This window comes from Mycobacterium sp. HM-7 (assembly GCF_053852335.1).
The window spans coordinates 517,101-532,834 of sequence record NZ_CM132657.1 but is presented as its reverse complement, the minus strand read 5'-3'; the positions used below and the strand labels follow the sequence as shown (position 1 = coordinate 532,834).

At 66.6% G+C, this 15,734-nt stretch carries 17 protein-coding genes; 8 read left to right on the top strand and 9 right to left on the bottom strand.

Annotated elements, in window-relative coordinates; genetic code table 11:
- Window positions 1–30: 30 nt before the first annotated feature.
- Complete coding sequence (locus ACWW1C_RS02430) at window positions 31–213, bottom strand: hypothetical protein (protein WP_455981956.1); 183 nt, start codon at window positions 211–213, stop codon at window positions 31–33.
- A 265-nt stretch (window positions 214–478) separates the two neighbouring features.
- On the opposite strand from ACWW1C_RS02430, the gene ACWW1C_RS02425 reads away from it, so the two are divergent.
- Window positions 479–799 carry a DUF732 domain-containing protein gene (locus ACWW1C_RS02425; protein WP_455981955.1) on the top strand — a complete coding sequence of 107 codons (321 nt, stop codon included), beginning with the start codon at window positions 479–481 and terminating at the stop codon, window positions 797–799.
- Window position 800: 1 nt separating this feature from the next.
- Here ACWW1C_RS02425 and ACWW1C_RS02420 read toward each other — a convergent pair whose 3' ends face one another.
- The 5 genes from ACWW1C_RS02420 to ACWW1C_RS02400 all read right to left on the bottom strand — a co-directional run bounded on the left by ACWW1C_RS02420 (window position 801) and on the right by ACWW1C_RS02400 (window position 5,043).
- Entirely contained in the window at window positions 801–1,949 is a 1,149-nt protein-coding gene (locus ACWW1C_RS02420; RefSeq protein WP_455981954.1) for a glycoside hydrolase family 76 protein, read from the bottom strand.
- A 15-nt stretch (window positions 1,950–1,964) separates the two neighbouring features.
- Window positions 1,965–2,651 (bottom strand): TrmH family RNA methyltransferase, encoded by a 687-nt coding sequence (locus ACWW1C_RS02415; RefSeq protein ID WP_455981953.1) that lies wholly within the window; start codon window positions 2,649–2,651, stop codon window positions 1,965–1,967.
- On the bottom strand, window positions 2,623–3,534 hold the full coding sequence (locus ACWW1C_RS02410) for a hypothetical protein (RefSeq protein ID WP_455981952.1): 912 nt from the start codon (window positions 3,532–3,534) through the stop codon (window positions 2,623–2,625). The genes ACWW1C_RS02415 and ACWW1C_RS02410 overlap by 29 nt, the downstream gene beginning before the upstream one ends.
- 24 nt (window positions 3,535–3,558) lie before the next feature.
- Entirely contained in the window at window positions 3,559–4,371 is an 813-nt protein-coding gene (gene ttfA / locus ACWW1C_RS02405; protein WP_455981951.1) for a trehalose monomycolate transport factor TtfA, read from the bottom strand.
- 66 nt (window positions 4,372–4,437) lie between these two features.
- Entirely contained in the window at window positions 4,438–5,043 is a 606-nt protein-coding gene (locus ACWW1C_RS02400; protein ID WP_455981950.1) for a TetR/AcrR family transcriptional regulator, read from the bottom strand.
- Window positions 5,044–5,112: 69 nt separating this feature from the next.
- On the opposite strand from ACWW1C_RS02400, the gene ACWW1C_RS02395 reads away from it, so the two are divergent.
- Both ACWW1C_RS02395 and ACWW1C_RS02390 read left to right on the top strand, forming a co-directional pair.
- The gene (locus ACWW1C_RS02395; protein ID WP_455981949.1) at window positions 5,113–6,096 is read left to right on the top strand and encodes a Rieske 2Fe-2S domain-containing protein; all 984 of its coding nucleotides are present in this window, start codon (window positions 5,113–5,115) and stop codon (window positions 6,094–6,096) included.
- On the top strand, window positions 6,086–7,177 hold the full coding sequence (locus ACWW1C_RS02390; RefSeq protein ID WP_455981948.1) for an NAD(P)H-dependent amine dehydrogenase family protein: 1,092 nt from the start codon (window positions 6,086–6,088) through the stop codon (window positions 7,175–7,177). Before ACWW1C_RS02395 ends, ACWW1C_RS02390 begins: the two co-directional genes overlap by 11 nt.
- A gap of 47 nt (window positions 7,178–7,224) precedes the next feature.
- On the opposite strand, the gene clpB is transcribed toward ACWW1C_RS02390, so the two are convergent.
- Entirely contained in the window at window positions 7,225–9,771 is a 2,547-nt protein-coding gene (clpB, locus tag ACWW1C_RS02385; protein ID WP_455981947.1) for an ATP-dependent chaperone ClpB, read from the bottom strand.
- Between the two features lie 187 nt (window positions 9,772–9,958).
- Between clpB and ACWW1C_RS02380 the strand changes: the two genes are divergently transcribed.
- Genes ACWW1C_RS02380 through ACWW1C_RS02360 form a run of 5 tightly spaced genes read left to right on the top strand, consistent with a single transcriptional unit; the run spans window position 9,959 to window position 14,117 of the window.
- Window positions 9,959–10,624, top strand: coding sequence for a GAP family protein (locus ACWW1C_RS02380; RefSeq protein WP_455981946.1), 666 nt, complete (start codon window positions 9,959–9,961; stop codon window positions 10,622–10,624).
- Between the two features lie 15 nt (window positions 10,625–10,639).
- A complete protein-coding gene (locus ACWW1C_RS02375; protein WP_455981945.1) occupies window positions 10,640–11,284 on the top strand; it encodes a CYTH domain-containing protein in 645 nt (214 codons plus the stop codon).
- Window positions 11,274–12,440, top strand: a complete 1,167-nt coding sequence (locus tag ACWW1C_RS02370) for an FAD-binding oxidoreductase (protein ID WP_455981943.1) — start codon at window positions 11,274–11,276, stop codon at window positions 12,438–12,440. The genes ACWW1C_RS02375 and ACWW1C_RS02370 overlap by 11 nt, the downstream gene beginning before the upstream one ends.
- Before the next feature lie 14 nt (window positions 12,441–12,454).
- The gene (locus ACWW1C_RS02365; RefSeq protein WP_455981942.1) at window positions 12,455–13,354 is read left to right on the top strand and encodes an aldose 1-epimerase; all 900 of its coding nucleotides are present in this window, start codon (window positions 12,455–12,457) and stop codon (window positions 13,352–13,354) included.
- A gap of 37 nt (window positions 13,355–13,391) precedes the next feature.
- Complete coding sequence (locus ACWW1C_RS02360) at window positions 13,392–14,117, top strand: potassium channel family protein (RefSeq protein WP_455981941.1); 726 nt, start codon at window positions 13,392–13,394, stop codon at window positions 14,115–14,117.
- Between the two features lie 3 nt (window positions 14,118–14,120).
- Here ACWW1C_RS02360 and ACWW1C_RS02355 read toward each other — a convergent pair whose 3' ends face one another.
- Window positions 14,121–14,423 (bottom strand): heat shock protein transcriptional repressor HspR, encoded by a 303-nt coding sequence (locus tag ACWW1C_RS02355; protein WP_455984115.1) that lies wholly within the window; start codon window positions 14,421–14,423, stop codon window positions 14,121–14,123.
- A gap of 99 nt (window positions 14,424–14,522) precedes the next feature.
- Complete coding sequence (gene dnaJ, locus ACWW1C_RS02350) at window positions 14,523–15,710, bottom strand: molecular chaperone DnaJ (RefSeq protein WP_455981940.1); 1,188 nt, start codon at window positions 15,708–15,710, stop codon at window positions 14,523–14,525.
- Window positions 15,711–15,734 lie beyond the last annotated feature (24 nt).

Genomic DNA, 15,734 nt, shown 5'->3' with positions numbered 1-15,734 from the left:
CGATGGAGATGAATCGCCGGCGGCGAAGAGCTACGGGCAGACGGTGACGAAACCGGCCGGGCCAGTTACGCACGGAAGGTTGACGTACACCTCCGGGCCATCCCAGCCGCCGCCGCGCCAGCCCGGACCACCCCAACCACGGCCGTGACCGTCCCAGTCGTCGTGGCCGTGGCCCCAGCCACGGTCCATCGGGATGATGGTCGGGTCAGTCACCGGCGCAGCTGCGGAAATGCCTGCACCGAGACCCAAAAACGCAGCTCCGAGGCTTGCTGCAAGTGCTGTAGTCGACGCAATCTTCTTCAACGTGGCCATGGCCAACCTCCGAAATAAGCAAAAAAATCAAAATGCAATATGCGGGCTAAGTATATGACGCTGACGCTTCTGAAGAAATTCCGGTATTCGTCAACAAGCGACTCCACCCGGGAACGGTGGGCCTCGCGTAGCCTGTCAGCAAATCGATCTTGCATGGGAGATCCGGATGAAACGCACTCGCACGGCAGCTCTGCTCGCCGCGGCCTCGTCGGCGGTCGCCATCGTGATGGCCGGCCCTGCCCACGCCGACGACCAGATTGACCCGATGTTCCTGCAAGCCGTGCACGACAAGGGCATCCTCATGCCGAACAGCACCGCGATCAAGCTCGCGCACGGCACCTGCAGCGCCATGCGAAGCGGGGGCGTCAACTCGGCGCTGAGCTACCTGAAGAAGAACGCAGGCAATCTGTCCAACGACGACGCCGTCAAGTTCGGCGGGCTGGCCATCTACGCGTACTGCCGCGAGCTGACACCCAAGGGACAGTAGGTCAGGGCTCGCCGGCCTCAGCGTCGGCGGTCAACACGTAAGCCGCTTCCATCACCATCCAGCCGGCCACCTGCACCGAGAGGTCGCGTTCCGCGATATCGGATGAAGTCACCGCGCCATCAACGGATTTCGCCGTCTCTCCGGCGTCCTTCGGCAGCTCGGCAGCGCGATCCCAGAACGCACCGAACAGCGGGATGCCGTTGACGGACTGACGGTTGTCCCACGCCGACTGCGCCGACTTGAGCACCAGCTCGCGGGCGGTCTGCCTGGCAGTTTCGTCGTCCACGGAGTCTCCCGGCAGCGTGGTGGCCACCAGCGTCAGGTAACGGACCAGGATGGCGCCGAACAGGCCACCATCGCCGCCGCCGGCTCCCCTGATCACACCGTCGTCGAGCATGTGGTCCTTCACCGCGGCCACCAGGCGGTGCACCCGCTCGGCGTGCCGCGCGTCCCCGGTACGCACGGCCAACTCCACTTCCAGGCCCAGCACCACGCCCTGGCAATACGTGTACTGGGCGCGCACCATCGAACCGGCCTTGATGCCGTCGAACACCAGGTGCGTGTCGGGGTCGATCAGCGTGTCGTCGATCCAGTCGGCCATCTGCTGCGCCCGCCGCAGGCGGTCGTGGCGGGCGAGGAAGATGCCGGCCGGACCGTTCGCGGGGGCGTTGAAGAACTGGTCCTGCTTGCGCCACGGGATACCGCCGCCGTCCTCGGGCACCCACGCGCCCAGGAACTGGTCGGCAAACGTCTTGAGCGCCTTGGGCCGCGCCACGCCGACGAGCCGGCCGGAACGTTCCAGCGCGAGCGCCAGCCACGCCATGTCGTCGTAGTAGTTGTTCGTCCAGGACCCGTTGTTGCGCAGTCGATGTCCGCGGATCTGACGGCTGATGCGGGCCACGCGGTACTCCTGCGGGTCGCGCAGCTGCGCGTCGATCAGGCAGTCGAGCAGGTGCGCCTGCCACCAGTAGTCCCAGCTTTTGAACAGCCGGTCGGCACGCGTCGACGGCCAGGCCACCACGCCCAGCTGGGTGCCGGGTATCCCCCAGAGTCGCCGGATATGTCGATTGAACACCGCCGTCTCGGCGCTGGCCGCACGGTTGGCCCAGACTGCATCCCCGTCGCTCCGCTCCACCGGACGCTGATCCATGCAGTCCATCCTGCCTTACCAGGCCCGATCCAGTCCTGCATGTTGAGTGATCCAGGTGTGCATGACGATCCCGGCAGCCACCCCGGCGTTGATGCTCCGCGTCGAGCCGAATTGCGCGATGGAGACCGTCATCATCGACCCCGTCTTGGCGTCGTCGGTGATGCCGGGGCCCTCCTGCCCGAAGATCAACAGGCACGCCCGGGGCAGCGTCGTCTCTTCCAGGCGCACCGAGCCGGGCACGTTGTCGACGGCCACCGGGGTCAGCCCGGCATCGTCGGCGAAGGCCAGCAATTCCGCGGTGGTGGCATGGTGCATGAGCCGCTGGTAGCGGTCAGTCACCATGGCGCCCCGGCGATTCCACCGCCGGCGGCCGACGATGTGCACGGTGTCCACCGCAAACGCGTTCGCGGTCCGGACCACCGCGCCGATATTGGCGTCGTTGCCGAAGTTCTCGATCGCGATGTGCAGCGGATGCCGGCGCTGGTCGATGTCGGCGATGATCGCCTCACGTGTCCAGTACCGGTAGGCGTCGACGACGTTGCGAGTGTCGCCCTCGCGCAACAACTCCGGGTCGTAACGCGGATCATCGGGCAGCTCACCGGGCCAGGGGCCGACGCCGGGCCCGGCTCCCCATTCGGTGGGGCCTGGCACATCAGCGTGCTCGGCGACCTGGTCAGTCACGCGAAATCCACACCGCCGCATGCGTTCCCACCACGGTGACGGTCGCGTACAGCAGCGCCTGGTTGATGTCGCCCTGCGTGCACAGGGAGGCGCGGGTCGTGATCGCGCCGACCTTCGAATCCGGCAGGACCAGCAGCGTGGCGCCGTAGAGGTCACACATGTGCGACAGGCCGGGCGGCGGCAGCGTCGGCGCCACCGCGATCATCAGCGGCCCGCCGCGCTTGGCCGAGTCCTCTTTGTATTTGCTTGCCAGACCACCGATTTCGAGACCCAGCAGCATGTAGCCCTTGCCGGTGAACGCCGTCGGATCCCCCAACGCCGCGGGGATCAGCTGCCCGCCGTCGGCCCGGAAGCCGTCGACGCTGGTGGCTTTGAGGGTCAGGCCGGTGTCGGATTCGTTGGTCGGCGTCAGCCCCACCGGATACGCCGCACCGTAGGCGACGGTGGTGTCTTTGATGCGGTCGGCCGGCGAGTACAGGTAGACGCCCCGCACCTGAGCCTGATCACGCATCGGACCCAAACAGACCGTGCCCGTCACCTTGTCCGGGTTCTGCACGACGGCCGGGTTGATCTTGAGGTTGGGGACGCCGGCGCAGCCACCGATCACATTCGATTCCAGGGGGTGCGCCAGCGCGCCGTACAGGCCGAAGCGCAACGTCTCGGGCTTGGCGTGGTCACCGCCGGCTTTCGCGGCCGCCAGGTCGACGTCGATCAGCACCTGGTCGTCTTGGAAGCGCAGGTTGGACACCGACACGTTCCAGCCCAGCAGCGCCTGCGACTCGCCGACCTTCACGCTGGGCGCACCGAAGATGACGGAGTTGGCGGAACCGCTGCCCGAACACGCGACCAGCACGCCGGCCAGCAGCACAGTCAGCAGCCGCGAGGCCAGCCTGCGAAAAGACATGCGGCCAAGGTTAGCGGGGTGGTGTCAGCGCTGATAATTCGGCGCGGGGCGGCCGTTGCGGGCCGGCGCGAACTGTGTGTAGCGGCCGACGTCGGCACGGCCGGGGGCCTGGTTGCTGCGGCCGGCGGGCAGCTCGTTCTGCCGCATCGGACCGGCGCTGAGCGGACGGCTCGGCGAACCGCTACGACGGGCGACGGCCTGGCCGGCGACGCTGCTCTGGCCGGACGGCACCGGCGGCAGCACCCGAAGCAGGTCGTTGAACTGACGAACGGTGCGCAGGCCCTCGTCCCACTGAGCGCGGGTGCTGGTGATCGGCATGGACACGAGCGTCCAGTTCTGCTCGTTCCACATGATCTCGGCGCAATCCGGCGCGGTGTGCGAGAACGTCACCATGCGGCGGTCGCAGGCGCGGCGGGCGGCGTCGAGGTTGGTGGAGTAGACCATGCGGGGGCCGATGGCGCCCAGCAGCCAGATGTCGTTCTCCCGTGGTTCCGGGATGTCCTTCAGCCGGACGTCAACGGCGACGTTGGTGCCGACCTTGCGGTGCAGCGCGATCACGGTGGCGACATCGTCGAGATCGAAGATGAAAACGGCCTCGCCGCGGATCTGTCCGAGCACCACATTGCGGGCGTGGACGTTCTCGCCGACGGTCGACATGATGCCGCGGCTCCACCGCTTGGCCAGGTCAGGAGTGTCGTGTTCGTAGTCGAACCCGTGCGACTTCGCCCAGGACTTGCGGCGTCTGCCGAGGCCGCGCCGACGGTCGATATCGACATACAGCAGTACCGCCGCACCCACGAAGCAGAGCGCGGAAAGCGTGAACCAGAGCGGGACCATCGGGCCAAGCCTACTGGTTGGTACCCGAAATGCTCGAACTCGAATTGGTAACAAGCTGGTCACGTGCTATTTGAGGTACGCGACGATGGCGTTAGTCAGCCCCCGCCGGGCCACATCGAGATCGGTATAGGTGCCGAGTTGGCGCTCCGAGGCAATGCCTCGCATCGCGCCGGGGATGAACGAGGCCACCTCGCGCACCCGCTCGGGGTCGACATCCAGGTCGGCGAACGCCTGCTGACACGTCTGCAGCCAGCTCTGACCCCATGACGACAACTCCGCGGCGGTCTTGGGATAGAGCCGTTCCAGTTCGGCATGGTCGCGCGGCAGCGCCGCGCGCAGATTCTCGATGGCCCGCGAATCACCGATGGTCAGGCCGTCGTAGAGCAGGTCGATGATGGTCGCGACGCGTTGTCGCAGCGTGGCGCCGCTGTCGTGATCGCTCAGCATGCCCGCCCGACGCTCGGCCGTGCGGCGCAGAACCGCGGCCCAGAAGCCGTCGATATCACCGAACTGGTACTTCACCGCACCCCAGGTCGCGCCGATCTCCTTCGCGATCCGGTTGGCCGATACCGCGCCGGGATCTCCGGTGGCCAGCGCCTTGCGGGCGGCCTCGAGCATGCTCTCGCGGGTGGCGTCGCCGCGTTTGTTGGTCCGACGTGCCGCGGCGGTCATCGTCCGAGATTAGCGCAGTTTCGCAGAACCCTCTTTCAAAGTTTCACAGAACCTCCTACGATTCGGGTCATGGCGAAACCCCAGTTGCCGATGAAGCCGACGGGATGGTTCCAGGTCGCCTGGTCGGATGAGGTGAGCGTCGGAGCGGTGCACGCCATGAAGTACTTCGGCGAGGAGATGGTCGCCTGGCGCGCCGAATCCGGCGCCGTCACCGTCATGAATGCCTATTGCGAGCACCTCGGCGCGCACCTCGGCTTCGGCGGCCATGTCGTCGGCGAGACCATTCAGTGCCCGTTCCACGGCTGGCAATGGAACGGGCAGGGCCACAACGTCTGCATCCCGTACCAGGACCGGCCCAACCGCGGTCGCCGGATCCGCATCTACCCCGTCACCGAACGCAACGACGCCATCTACATCTGGCACGACGTCGAGGGCCGCGAGCCGTACTTCGAGGCGCCCGACGTGTTCGCGTCGTTCGACGACGGCAGCAGCGTCGCCGACTATTACCCGCAGCAGCGGCTGTTCCGCGGATCCCTCGAGCTGCATCCGCAGTATGTCCTGGAAAACGGCGTCGACTTCGCGCACTTCAAGTTCGTCCACCAGACCCCGATCGTGCCGGTGTTCACCCGACACGATTTCGCCGCGCCGATCTCCTACGTCGACTTCACCATCACCTTCGAAGGCAGCGACCAGCAATCCATCGACGACGTGCGCAGTGGGGTCGAGGCCATCAACGGCGGTCTCGGCATCGCGGTGACCAAGAGCTGGGGCATGATCGACAACCGCACGATCTCCGCCGTCACGCCCGTCGACGAGTCCACCTCCGACGTCCGGTTCATGGTCTACATCGGCCGGAAGTCCTGGAATGCCGAGCGGGCGGCCGCCTTCGGCGACGAGGTGATCCGGCAGTTCACCCAGGACATCCACATCTGGTCGCACCAGCGCTACTCGGATCCGCCCGCGCTGGCCACCGCCGAATACGAGGGCTTCACCGCAATCCGCAAGTGGGCCACGCAGTTCTATCCCGAAAGGTCGAACGAAGATGTCTCCTGAGTCAACGCCGGCGATTCGCGTCTTCCAAGTGGCGACCGGCAACGTCGGCACCGAGATGATCAAGCGCATCCGCAAGCGCTCCGACCTCGAATTGGTCGGATTGCATTGCTACACACCGGAAAAGGTGGGCCGCGACGCCGGCGAGATCGCCGGGGTGGGGCCAATCGGCGTCATCGCCACCGGATCGGTCGACGACATCATCGCCGCGCGTCCTGACGTACTCACATTCCACGGCGTCTTCCCCGACGAGAACCTGTACGTGAAAGTCCTTGAGGCCGGGATCAATATCGTCACAACCGCCGACTGGATCACCGGCTGGCACCGCGACACCAACCACCCGCATCCCTCCGGAAAGCCGGTGTCACAACTGCTCGCCGAGGCGTGCGCCAAAGGCGCGTCGACGTTCTACGGCACCGGCATGAACCCCGGCGTCAACCAGATCCTCGGGGTGGTGTGCTCGGCCGACGTCGCCGAGATCGAGAACGTCACCACCATCGAATCCGTCGACGTGTCGTGCCATCACAGCAAGGACACCTGGATCGAGGTGGGATACGGCCTGCCCGTTGATGACCCGTCGATCCCGGCGAAGCTCGAGAAGTACACCCGGGTGTTCGCCGACAGTGTGCTGATGATGGCGGACTGCTTCGGGCTGGAGCTCGACGAGGTGAAGTTCAGTGCGGAACTCGGCGCCTGCACCAAGGACGTCGACCTGGGCTGGTACACGCTGCCCAAGGGATCCCTTGGCGGGAACTACATCAAGTATCAGGGCATGGTCGACGGTGTGCCGCGCATCGAGACGCACCTCGAATGGCAGATGACCCCGCATACCGAGCCGCATTGGAACATCAAGGGCTGCTACATCACTCACATCAAGGGCGACCCCTGCGTCTACAACAAGCACATGATCTACCCGAAACCCGGTGTGGACCTGTCCAATCCGGACAACTTCGCCTCTATCGGCATGACGGTGACAGGTCTGCCCGCGCTCAACGTCATCGCCTCGGTGGTCGAGGCGCCACCCGGACTACTGACGAGCGCCGACGTCCCGCTGCGTGGTTTCGCGGGCCGGTTCAACATCTAGAAAAGCCCCGCCACACGGAAATGTGACGGGGCTTCCCGTAGCTCAGCTCAGCCGAGCACCAGGCTCTCGCCGTCCGCGCTGACGTGGACCGGGACGACGTCGCCGTCGTGCACCTCCCCCGCCAGCAGCATCTTGGCCAGCTGGTCGCCGATGGCCTGCTGCACCAGGCGGCGCAGCGGACGGGCACCGTACAGCGGGTCGAAGCCGCGGTCGCCGAGCCACTTCTTGGCCTCGAGCGAGACCTCCAGCTGGAGCCGCCGCTGCGACAGCCGCTTCTGCAGCTGAGCCAACTGGATGTCGACGATCCGCACCAGCTCGCTGGGGTCGAGCGCGTGGAACATCAGCACGTCGTCGAGACGGTTGATGAACTCCGGCTTGAACTTCGCGCGCACCGCCGCCATCACCTGCTCCTCGGTGCCACCGGCGCCGAGGTTCGAGGTCAGGATGAGGATGGTGTTGCGGAAGTCGACCGTGCGGCCCTGACCGTCGGTCAGGCGTCCTTCGTCGAGCACCTGCAGCAGCACGTCGAACACGTCCGGGTGCGCCTTCTCGACCTCGTCGAACAGCACGACCGTGTACGGGCGTCGCCGCACCGCCTCGGTCAGCTGGCCACCGGCGTCGTAACCGACGTAGCCCGGAGGGGCACCGACCAGACGGGCCACCGAGTGCTTCTCGCCGTACTCGCTCATGTCGATGCGGACCATGGCGCGCTCGTCGTCGAACAGGAAGTCCGCCAACGCCTTTGCCAGCTCCGTCTTACCGACACCGGTCGGTCCGAGGAACATGAACGATCCGGTGGGCCGGTTGGGGTCGGCCACGCCGGCACGGGCCCGACGGACCGCATCAGAAACTGCAGCCACCGCTTGCTTCTGGCCGATGACGCGCTTGCCGAGTTCCTCCTCCATCCGCAGGAGCTTGGCGGTCTCGCCTTCCATCATTCGGCCGGCCGGGATGCCGGTCCACGCCGACACCACGTCCGCGATGTCGTCGGGGCTGACCTCCTCCTTCAGCATGACGTTCTCGCGGGCCTCGGCGACCGGCAAGGCGGCGTCGAGTTGCTTCTCGATCGCCGGAATCCGGCCGTACCGCAGCTCGGCGGCCTTGGCCAGGTCACCGTCGCGTTCGGCCCGGTCGGCCTCACCGCGCAGCGCCTCCAGCTGTTCCTTGAACTCGCGGACGATGTCGATGGCGTTCTTCTCGTTCTGCCACCGCGTCGTCAGCTCGGCCAGCTTCTCCTTGTAGTCGGCGAGCTCCGAACGCAGCTTCTCGAGCCGCTCCTTCGACGCGTCGTCTTCTTCCTTGGAGAGCGCCATCTCCTCGATCTCGAGGCGACGGACCAGCCGCTCGACCTCGTCGATCTCGACGGGCCGGGAGTCGATCTCCATGCGCAGCCGGGATGCGGCCTCGTCGACCAGGTCGATGGCCTTGTCCGGCAGGAACCGGCTGGTGATGTAGCGATCGGAAAGGGTTGCGGCGGCCACCAGAGCCGAGTCCGTGATCCGGACACCGTGGTGCACCTCGTAGCGGTCCTTGAGGCCGCGCAGGATCCCGATGGTGTCGTCGACCGACGGCTCGCCGACCAGTACCTGCTGGAACCGGCGCTCCAGGGCGGCGTCCTTCTCGATGTACTTGCGGTACTCGTCGAGCGTGGTCGCACCGACCAGCCGCAGCTCGCCACGCGCCAGCATCGGCTTGATCATGTTGCCGGCATCCATCGCGGACTCGCCGGTGGCGCCGGCACCCACGATGGTGTGTAACTCGTCGATGAAGGTGATGACCTGACCGGCAGAGTTCTTGATGTCATCGAGGACGGCCTTGAGCCGCTCCTCGAACTCACCGCGGTACTTGGCGCCGGCCACCATGGACCCCATGTCCAGGCTGACGACGGTCTTGTCGCGCAGGCTCTCCGGTACGTCGCCGGCCACGATGCGCTGGGCCAGGCCCTCGACGATCGCGGTCTTGCCGACGCCGGGCTCACCGATCAGCACCGGGTTGTTCTTCGTGCGCCTCGAAAGGACCTGCACGACGCGACGAATCTCGTTGTCCCGCCCGATGACCGGGTCGAGTTTGCCTTCCCGGGCACGAGCGGTCAGATCGGTGGAGTACTTCTCCAGCGCCTGGTAAGTAGCCTCCGGATCGGCACTGGTGACGCGGGCGCTGCCGCGCACCTTCACGAAGGCGTCGCGCAGGGTCTGCGGCGCGGCGCCGTGGTTGACCAGAACCTTGGCGACGTCGGAGTCGCCGCTGGCCAGGCCGTACAGCAGGTGCTCGGTGGAGACGTATTCGTCGTCCATCTCGGTGGCCAGATGCTGGGCAGCGGTCAGGGCCGCCACCGACTCACGAGACAGTTGCGGCGTCGAGTTGGCGCCAGTGACTCTGGGCAGCTGATCGATCAGCCGCTGCGCTTCGGCCCGGATGGTCGCGGGCTCGACGCCGACGGCCTCCAGCAGGGGTGCGGCAATGCCGTCGTTCTGAGTCAGCAGAGCCATCAACAAATGCGCCGGACGGATCTCCGGGTTTCCGGCGGCAGTCGCCGCCTGCAACGCTGAGGTCAGCGCCGCCTGAGTCTTCGTGGTCGGGTTGAACGAGTCCACGACACCTCCCTTTCGTCTACAGAAAAATGCTTGTCGTTGAGTCCAACGCCGTCAAGGTTGAGTCTGTTCCGCTCAAGTCTAGGAAATTTCTACCAATTTTCAATACGGTCTCAAGTCCTTTTCCTGGCGGTCCAAATGTTCTTTCTCGTGAAGGCATACTTGTCGCGACCGCGAAGGGGTGCCGTAAATGACCGATTGGGTTTCGGTACTGACCGAACTGATTCCTCTGGCACTGGTGATCGCACTGTCGCCACTGTCGATCATTCCCGCAGTGCTTGTGCTGCAATCCCCCCACGCCCGGATCACCGGTCTGACTTTCCTCGCCGGCTGGCTGGTGGTCATCGCCGTGCTGACGGGGGTGTTCGTCCAACTCTCCGGTCTGATGCCCGAGGCCGGACATCCGTCGACCACGGCATCGTGGGTGCGCATCGTGATCGGCGTCCTGCTGGTCGCGTTCGGCATCTACCGCTGGGCCAATCGCAACCACGACGCTCCCGAGCCGGCCTGGATGCGGAAGCTCACCAACATCAGCCCCGGCCGCGGCTTCGTCACCGCAGCGGTGCTCGCCGTGGTGAACCCCAAGGTGCTGTTCATGTGCATCGCTGCCGGCCTCGCCATCAGCACCGACGAACTCCCGCGCGCCGCGACCTGGGCGTCTGTACTGGTTTTCACGGTGGTCGCGGGTAGTTCGGTCGCCATCCCCGTGCTGACCTACGTCGCAGCCGGTGAGCGGCTGGACCCCGCCATGGCCCGACTCGGCGCCTGGCTGCACCGCCAGCACGCGGTGCTCGTCGCCGGGATCCTGATCATCATCGGACTTCTCGTGGCATACAAGGGTCTGAGCCACCTCTAGGACTACCGTCTAATCATGTCCGAATCCGGCTTCGGCGATTTCGAGTTCGAACGAAAGTTCCTCGTCCGCGACCTGCCCGCTGTCACCGCATCCGACCCGAGCCCAGCCCTGATCGTGCAGGCCTACCTGTTCGCGGCCGACGGCTATGCCGTCCGGGTACGCATCCAGGGCCCCGCCCCCGCCGATCTGAGCGATCCGTCGATGGACCTCATCGACGCCATCGGCAGCGACGCGATCGGCACCATGACCGCCAAGGGCCCGGCCGCGGGCGGCACCCGCTACGAAGCCGAGCGGGAACTCGATCCACTGGTGGCCGGCGAAATCGTCCGCCGCGCCGAGCACGTCGTGACCAAGGTGCGGTACTCGGTGTGGCTGGGTGAGGACGGCTGGATCTTCGACCGGTTCATGGGCGGCAACGCCCCGCTGCTGCTGGCCGAGGTCGAGCGCGGTGGACCGGTTGTCGACCTGGCGATCCCGACGTTCTGCGTCACCGAGGTGTCCGAGGATGACCGGTTCCGCAACGAATATCTGGCGCACCAGCCGTACGGCACGTGGGCCGACGCGCACCGGCGCGAACTCGATCTGCTGGGTCCCACCTTTGTCAGTACGTTGGGACAGAACCACTTCGACACCACCTCTCCGATGCCTGATGGGACTTGACGACCGCGAAGCGCTGATGACGGTGCGCGCCGCGGTCGACCCTGCGCACGGCGGGAACGACGTGATCGGCCGCTTCTACACCCGGTGGTTCGCGAGCGACCTGTCCGCGCGCGACCTCTTTCCACCGGACCTGGCCGCCCAGCGCACCGCCTTCAGCCAGGCACTGTTCTGGGTGCTCGGCGAATTCATCGAGCAGCGCGCCGAAGAGCCGGTCGCATTCCTCGCGCAACTCGGCCGTGATCACCGTAAATACGGTGTGGGACATCAGCATTACACGGCATTGCACGATGCGCTGCTGGCCACCTTGCGCGACGAGCTCGGAGACCGCTGGGACGCGCGGGTCGCCGAGGCCACCACGCACGCCGTCGACCTGATCGTCGGTGTCATGCGCGGTGCCGCCGATTCCGAACAGACCCCGCCCTACGTCGACGGCACCGTCGTCGAGCATCTGCGCGTCACCCGCGACGTCTCGGTGGTGCGGCTACAGCTGGACCAGGCGCTGGCCTATCACGCCGGCCAGTACGTCGCGGTGCAGGTGCCGCAGTGGCCGCGACGGTGGCGGCACCTCAGTCCCTCGATGCCGTCCGATGCCAGCGGTGCCATCGAGTTCCACATCCGATCGGTCAGCGGCGGCATGGTGAGCACCGCGATCGTCAACCAGACTGCACCCGGCGACCGCTGGCGGCTGTCCAACCCCCATGGCGGCATGCATGTTTCACGCTCCGACGGTGATGTGCTCATGGTGGCCGGCAGCACCGGCCTGGCACCGCTGCGGGCCCTGCTGATGAACCTGTGCCGCGAGGCCGAGAACCCGCGCGTGCACCTGTTCTTCGGCGGGCGCTACCCCTGCGACCTCTACGACCTGCGCATCCTGTGGGAGATCGCGGCCACCAATCCGTGGCTGTCCGTCACGCCGGTGTCCGAGTACACCACCAACCCGCCGTGGGCCGCCGACTACCCCGACGTCCAACCCCCACGCGGGCTGCACGTCCGGCAGACCGGGCTGCTGCCCGACGTCGTCACCAGCTACGGCAGCTGGGGTGACCGGCAGATTCTGCTGTGCGGCGGGCCCACGATGGTCACCGCGACCAAAGCCGCGCTGATCGCGAAAGGCGCTCCACCAGAACGCATTCAGCACGATCCGTTGGCCCACTGACACTGGAGGAACCGATGGCCGAACTCGGCACCGTCATACTGACCGACCCCGAGTCCGCGATGACGGCGACGTTCGTCCCCGGCGCGGGCATGATCGGAACCTCTTTCGCCGATGGCGATCTCGAGTTCCTCGGCCAGCGGCGCGGACTCGACTCCTACCTGACCAACGCCAAGACCATGGGCATCCCACTGCTGTATCCGTGGGCGAACCGGTTGAGCGCCACCACGTATGACGTCGACGGCGCGGTGGTCACCTTGACGCCCGGCGCCGGTGGCGTGCGTATCGACCCGAACGGCTCACCCATGCACGGCACACTCGCCGCCTACCCGGGCTGGCTGGTCACCGAGCAGTCGGCGAACTCGCTCACCGCGGCAGTCGATTTCAGCCGGCCCGGCCTGTTGGCGTCGTTCCCCTTCCCGCATGTGCTGACGCAGCGGGTCACGTTGACAGGCCGTGTCCTGACCGTCGAGACGACTGTCCGACCGTCCGCTTCCACGGCGGTACCGCTGTGTTTCGGGTATCACCCGTACCTGACCATTCCGGGCGTGGCTCGGGAAGATTGGGTCCTGCAGACACCGGCGATGCGGCACCTGCCGACCGACGATCGCGGGTTGCCGTCCGGTGCTGCCGAGGCGTGGCCGGCACGGTCCGGGCCGCTCGGCGACACCGCCTACGACGACGGCTTCGACGAGGTGCCCGACGGCGCGCAGTTCATTCTCAGCGGCGGTGACCACCGGATCACCGTGACCTTCGAAACCGGCTACCCGGCCGCGCAGCTGTTCGCGCCACCCGGCGACGCGTTGGTGGCCATCGAGCCCATGGCCGCGCCCACAGACGCACTGCGCCGCGGTGACTACCGCACCGCCGCCCCGGGCCGACCAGTGACAGCGCGGTTCTCGATCACGGTCAACTGAGTTCCGAAAACGCGGCCGGTGTCGCACACTTTCTGACGTGACTACGCAAGACCGCCTCGACAGGTGGGAGCACCGCGCGGAGTGGCCGCTGGCCGCCGTCGCCGCGCTGTTCCTGGCCGCGTACAGCATCGAGGTTCTCGTTCAGCCGCGCGGACTCGTCGCCCGGCTCCTGACCCTCGTGACCTGGTTGGCGTGGGCGGTGTTCACCGCCGACTACGCGGCCCGGCTGTACCTGGCCCCGGATCGCAAGTACTGGTTCTTCCGACACTTGATCGACCTGGCCGTCGTGCTGCTGCCGCTGCTGCGGCCGCTTCGCCTGCTCCGGCTGGTCGTGCTGGTCGGTGCGCTCCAGAAAGCCATCGGAAATGCCATCCGCGGCAAGGTGATCATCTACACCATCTCGGGTGCGGTGCTGCTGGTGTACGTCGGGGCGCTGGCGGTCTACGAAGCCGAGCGCGGTGCGCCGGACGCCCACATCACCAGTTTCGGACTTGCGGTGTGGTGGGCGATGACCACGATCACCACCGTGGGCTACGGCGACATGTATCCCGTCACCACCACGGGCCGAGTCATGGCGAGCCTCATGATGATTGGCGGGATCAGTCTGGTCGGTTCGATCACCGCGACCATCGCGTCGTGGATCGTGCAGACCGTGTCGAGCGACGATCAGAAACAAGACGCGGTGACCGCCGCGCACATCGAAGACCTTCGCGGTGAGATCGCGCAGTTGCGGGAGTTGTTGCGTGACAGGGTGGCCGACTGACGCCTAACCCCGCTGCGAATTCCCCCGACGCCGCGGTTCCCACAGCACCAGTGCGGTGCTGGGCTTGCGGGTGCGCTCGAGTTCGGCGGTCACCTCGGCGAGCCTGGCCTGTAGCGCCTCGACCTGGTTGGTCAGTTCGATGATGCGCTTGATGCCGGCCAGGTTGACGCCCTCGTCCTGAGACAGGCGCTGCACCTCGCGCAGCAGGTCGACGTCGTGCTGCGAATACCGTCGACCGCCGCCCGAGGTGCGCTCGGGGCTGACCAGGCCGAGCCGGTCGTATGTCCGCAGCGTTTGTGCGTGCATACCGGCCAGCTCGGCGGCCACCGAAATCAGGAAGGTCCGGGCGTCCTCAGATTTGCGTCGTGCACTCACTGTGTCCTCGGTTCTTCGCGCAAGCGCTCATCACAGCGACCCGGCCCAACCCGCCCGCGGATCAAATCCGCTGGCCCGCTCTGCCTTTGCGTATGCCTCCAGCGCTTCGGCCGCTTCACCTTCGAGGTTCGGCGGCACCGCGACCTTCACGGTGACCAGCAGATCGCCATGACCGTCGGTGCCACGCTTGGGCACACCGCGCCCACGCACCCGCAGGATGCGGCCGTCGGACGTGCCCTTGGGCACCCGAACCCCGACTTTGCCTTCCAGCGTCGGCACGGAAAGCGTTGTCCCCAAAGCCAACTCGTGGAAGCTCACCGGAACGGTGACGGTCAGGTCATCGCCGTCTCGGCCGAACACCTTGTCGGGCCGGACGTGCACGGTGACGTACAGGTCGCCCGAGGGCGCACCGCGCAGACCCGCTTCGCCCTGCCCGGCCAGCCGGATTCGCTGACCGTCGGTGACGCCCGGAGGGATGCGCACGTTGATGGTGCGCGTCCGGGTGGAGACACCGGTGCCTTTGCACTCGTCACACGGGTGCTCGATGATCGACCCGGTGCCGCGGCAGTCGGTGCACGGCTCCGAGAAGCCGAACGCCCCCTGGTTGCGGTTGATGACGCCCGCGCCGTTGCAGTTCGGGCACACCTTGGGGCTGGTCCCCGGACGCGCGCCACTGCCATGGCAGTTGGTGCATGGTGCCGGGCTGGTCAGACGCAGCGGCATCGCCACGCCCTTGGTCGCTTCCAGGAAGCTCAGCTCGGTTTCGGTTTCCAGGTCGTTGCCACGGCGCGGCCGGCTGGGACGCGGCTGCTGCGCGCCCCGGCCGAACAGGCCGCCGAACAGGTCACCGATGTTGGCGCCGCCGGTCTGCCCTGCCTGGTCGAACAGGTCGCCCAGGTTGAACTCGGCCGAGTCGCCGCCGAAACCGCCGAAGCCGCCACCGCCCCCACCGCCACCGAACCGACGTCCGAAGCCGCCGTTGGCGAAAAGCCGCCGGGTCTCGTCGTATTCGGCCCGTTTGGCGGGGTCGGTCAGAACTTCCTTGGCCTCCGAAGCGGCCTTGTACCGTTCTTCGGCCGCGGCGTCGTTCGGATTGCGGTCCGGATGGTTGTCGGCCAGCACCTTGCGCGCGGCGCGCTTGATCTCATCCTTGGTGGCGTCAGAGGTGACGCCGAGTTCCTTGTAGAAGTCCTTCTCGACCCATTCACGTTGAGCCATGTCGCGTCACCTCCTCAGCGTCGC

Excerpts from the sequence above, each read along its gene's own strand:
- ACWW1C_RS02425 (WP_455981955.1), top strand. The coding sequence starts at position 479 with ATGAAACGCACTCGCACGGCAGCTCTGCTCGCCGCGGCCTCGTCGGCG.
- ACWW1C_RS02420 (WP_455981954.1), bottom strand. The coding sequence starts at position 1,949 with ATGGATCAGCGTCCGGTGGAGCGGAGCGACGGGGATGCAGTCTGGGCC.
- ACWW1C_RS02415 (WP_455981953.1), bottom strand. The coding sequence starts at position 2,651 with ATGCGGCGGTGTGGATTTCGCGTGACTGACCAGGTCGCCGAGCACGCT.
- ACWW1C_RS02410 (WP_455981952.1), bottom strand. The coding sequence starts at position 3,534 with ATGTCTTTTCGCAGGCTGGCCTCGCGGCTGCTGACTGTGCTGCTGGCC.
- ttfA (WP_455981951.1), bottom strand. The coding sequence starts at position 4,371 with ATGGTCCCGCTCTGGTTCACGCTTTCCGCGCTCTGCTTCGTGGGTGCG.
- ACWW1C_RS02400 (WP_455981950.1), bottom strand. The coding sequence starts at position 5,043 with ATGACCGCCGCGGCACGTCGGACCAACAAACGCGGCGACGCCACCCGC.
- ACWW1C_RS02395 (WP_455981949.1), top strand. The coding sequence starts at position 5,113 with ATGGCGAAACCCCAGTTGCCGATGAAGCCGACGGGATGGTTCCAGGTC.
- ACWW1C_RS02390 (WP_455981948.1), top strand. The coding sequence starts at position 6,086 with ATGTCTCCTGAGTCAACGCCGGCGATTCGCGTCTTCCAAGTGGCGACC.
- ACWW1C_RS02380 (WP_455981946.1), top strand. The coding sequence starts at position 9,959 with ATGACCGATTGGGTTTCGGTACTGACCGAACTGATTCCTCTGGCACTG.
- ACWW1C_RS02375 (WP_455981945.1), top strand. The coding sequence starts at position 10,640 with ATGTCCGAATCCGGCTTCGGCGATTTCGAGTTCGAACGAAAGTTCCTC.
- ACWW1C_RS02370 (WP_455981943.1), top strand. The coding sequence starts at position 11,274 with ATGGGACTTGACGACCGCGAAGCGCTGATGACGGTGCGCGCCGCGGTC.
- ACWW1C_RS02365 (WP_455981942.1), top strand. The coding sequence starts at position 12,455 with ATGGCCGAACTCGGCACCGTCATACTGACCGACCCCGAGTCCGCGATG.
- ACWW1C_RS02355 (WP_455984115.1), bottom strand. The coding sequence starts at position 14,423 with ATGCACGCACAAACGCTGCGGACATACGACCGGCTCGGCCTGGTCAGC.
- dnaJ (WP_455981940.1), bottom strand. The coding sequence starts at position 15,710 with ATGGCTCAACGTGAATGGGTCGAGAAGGACTTCTACAAGGAACTCGGC.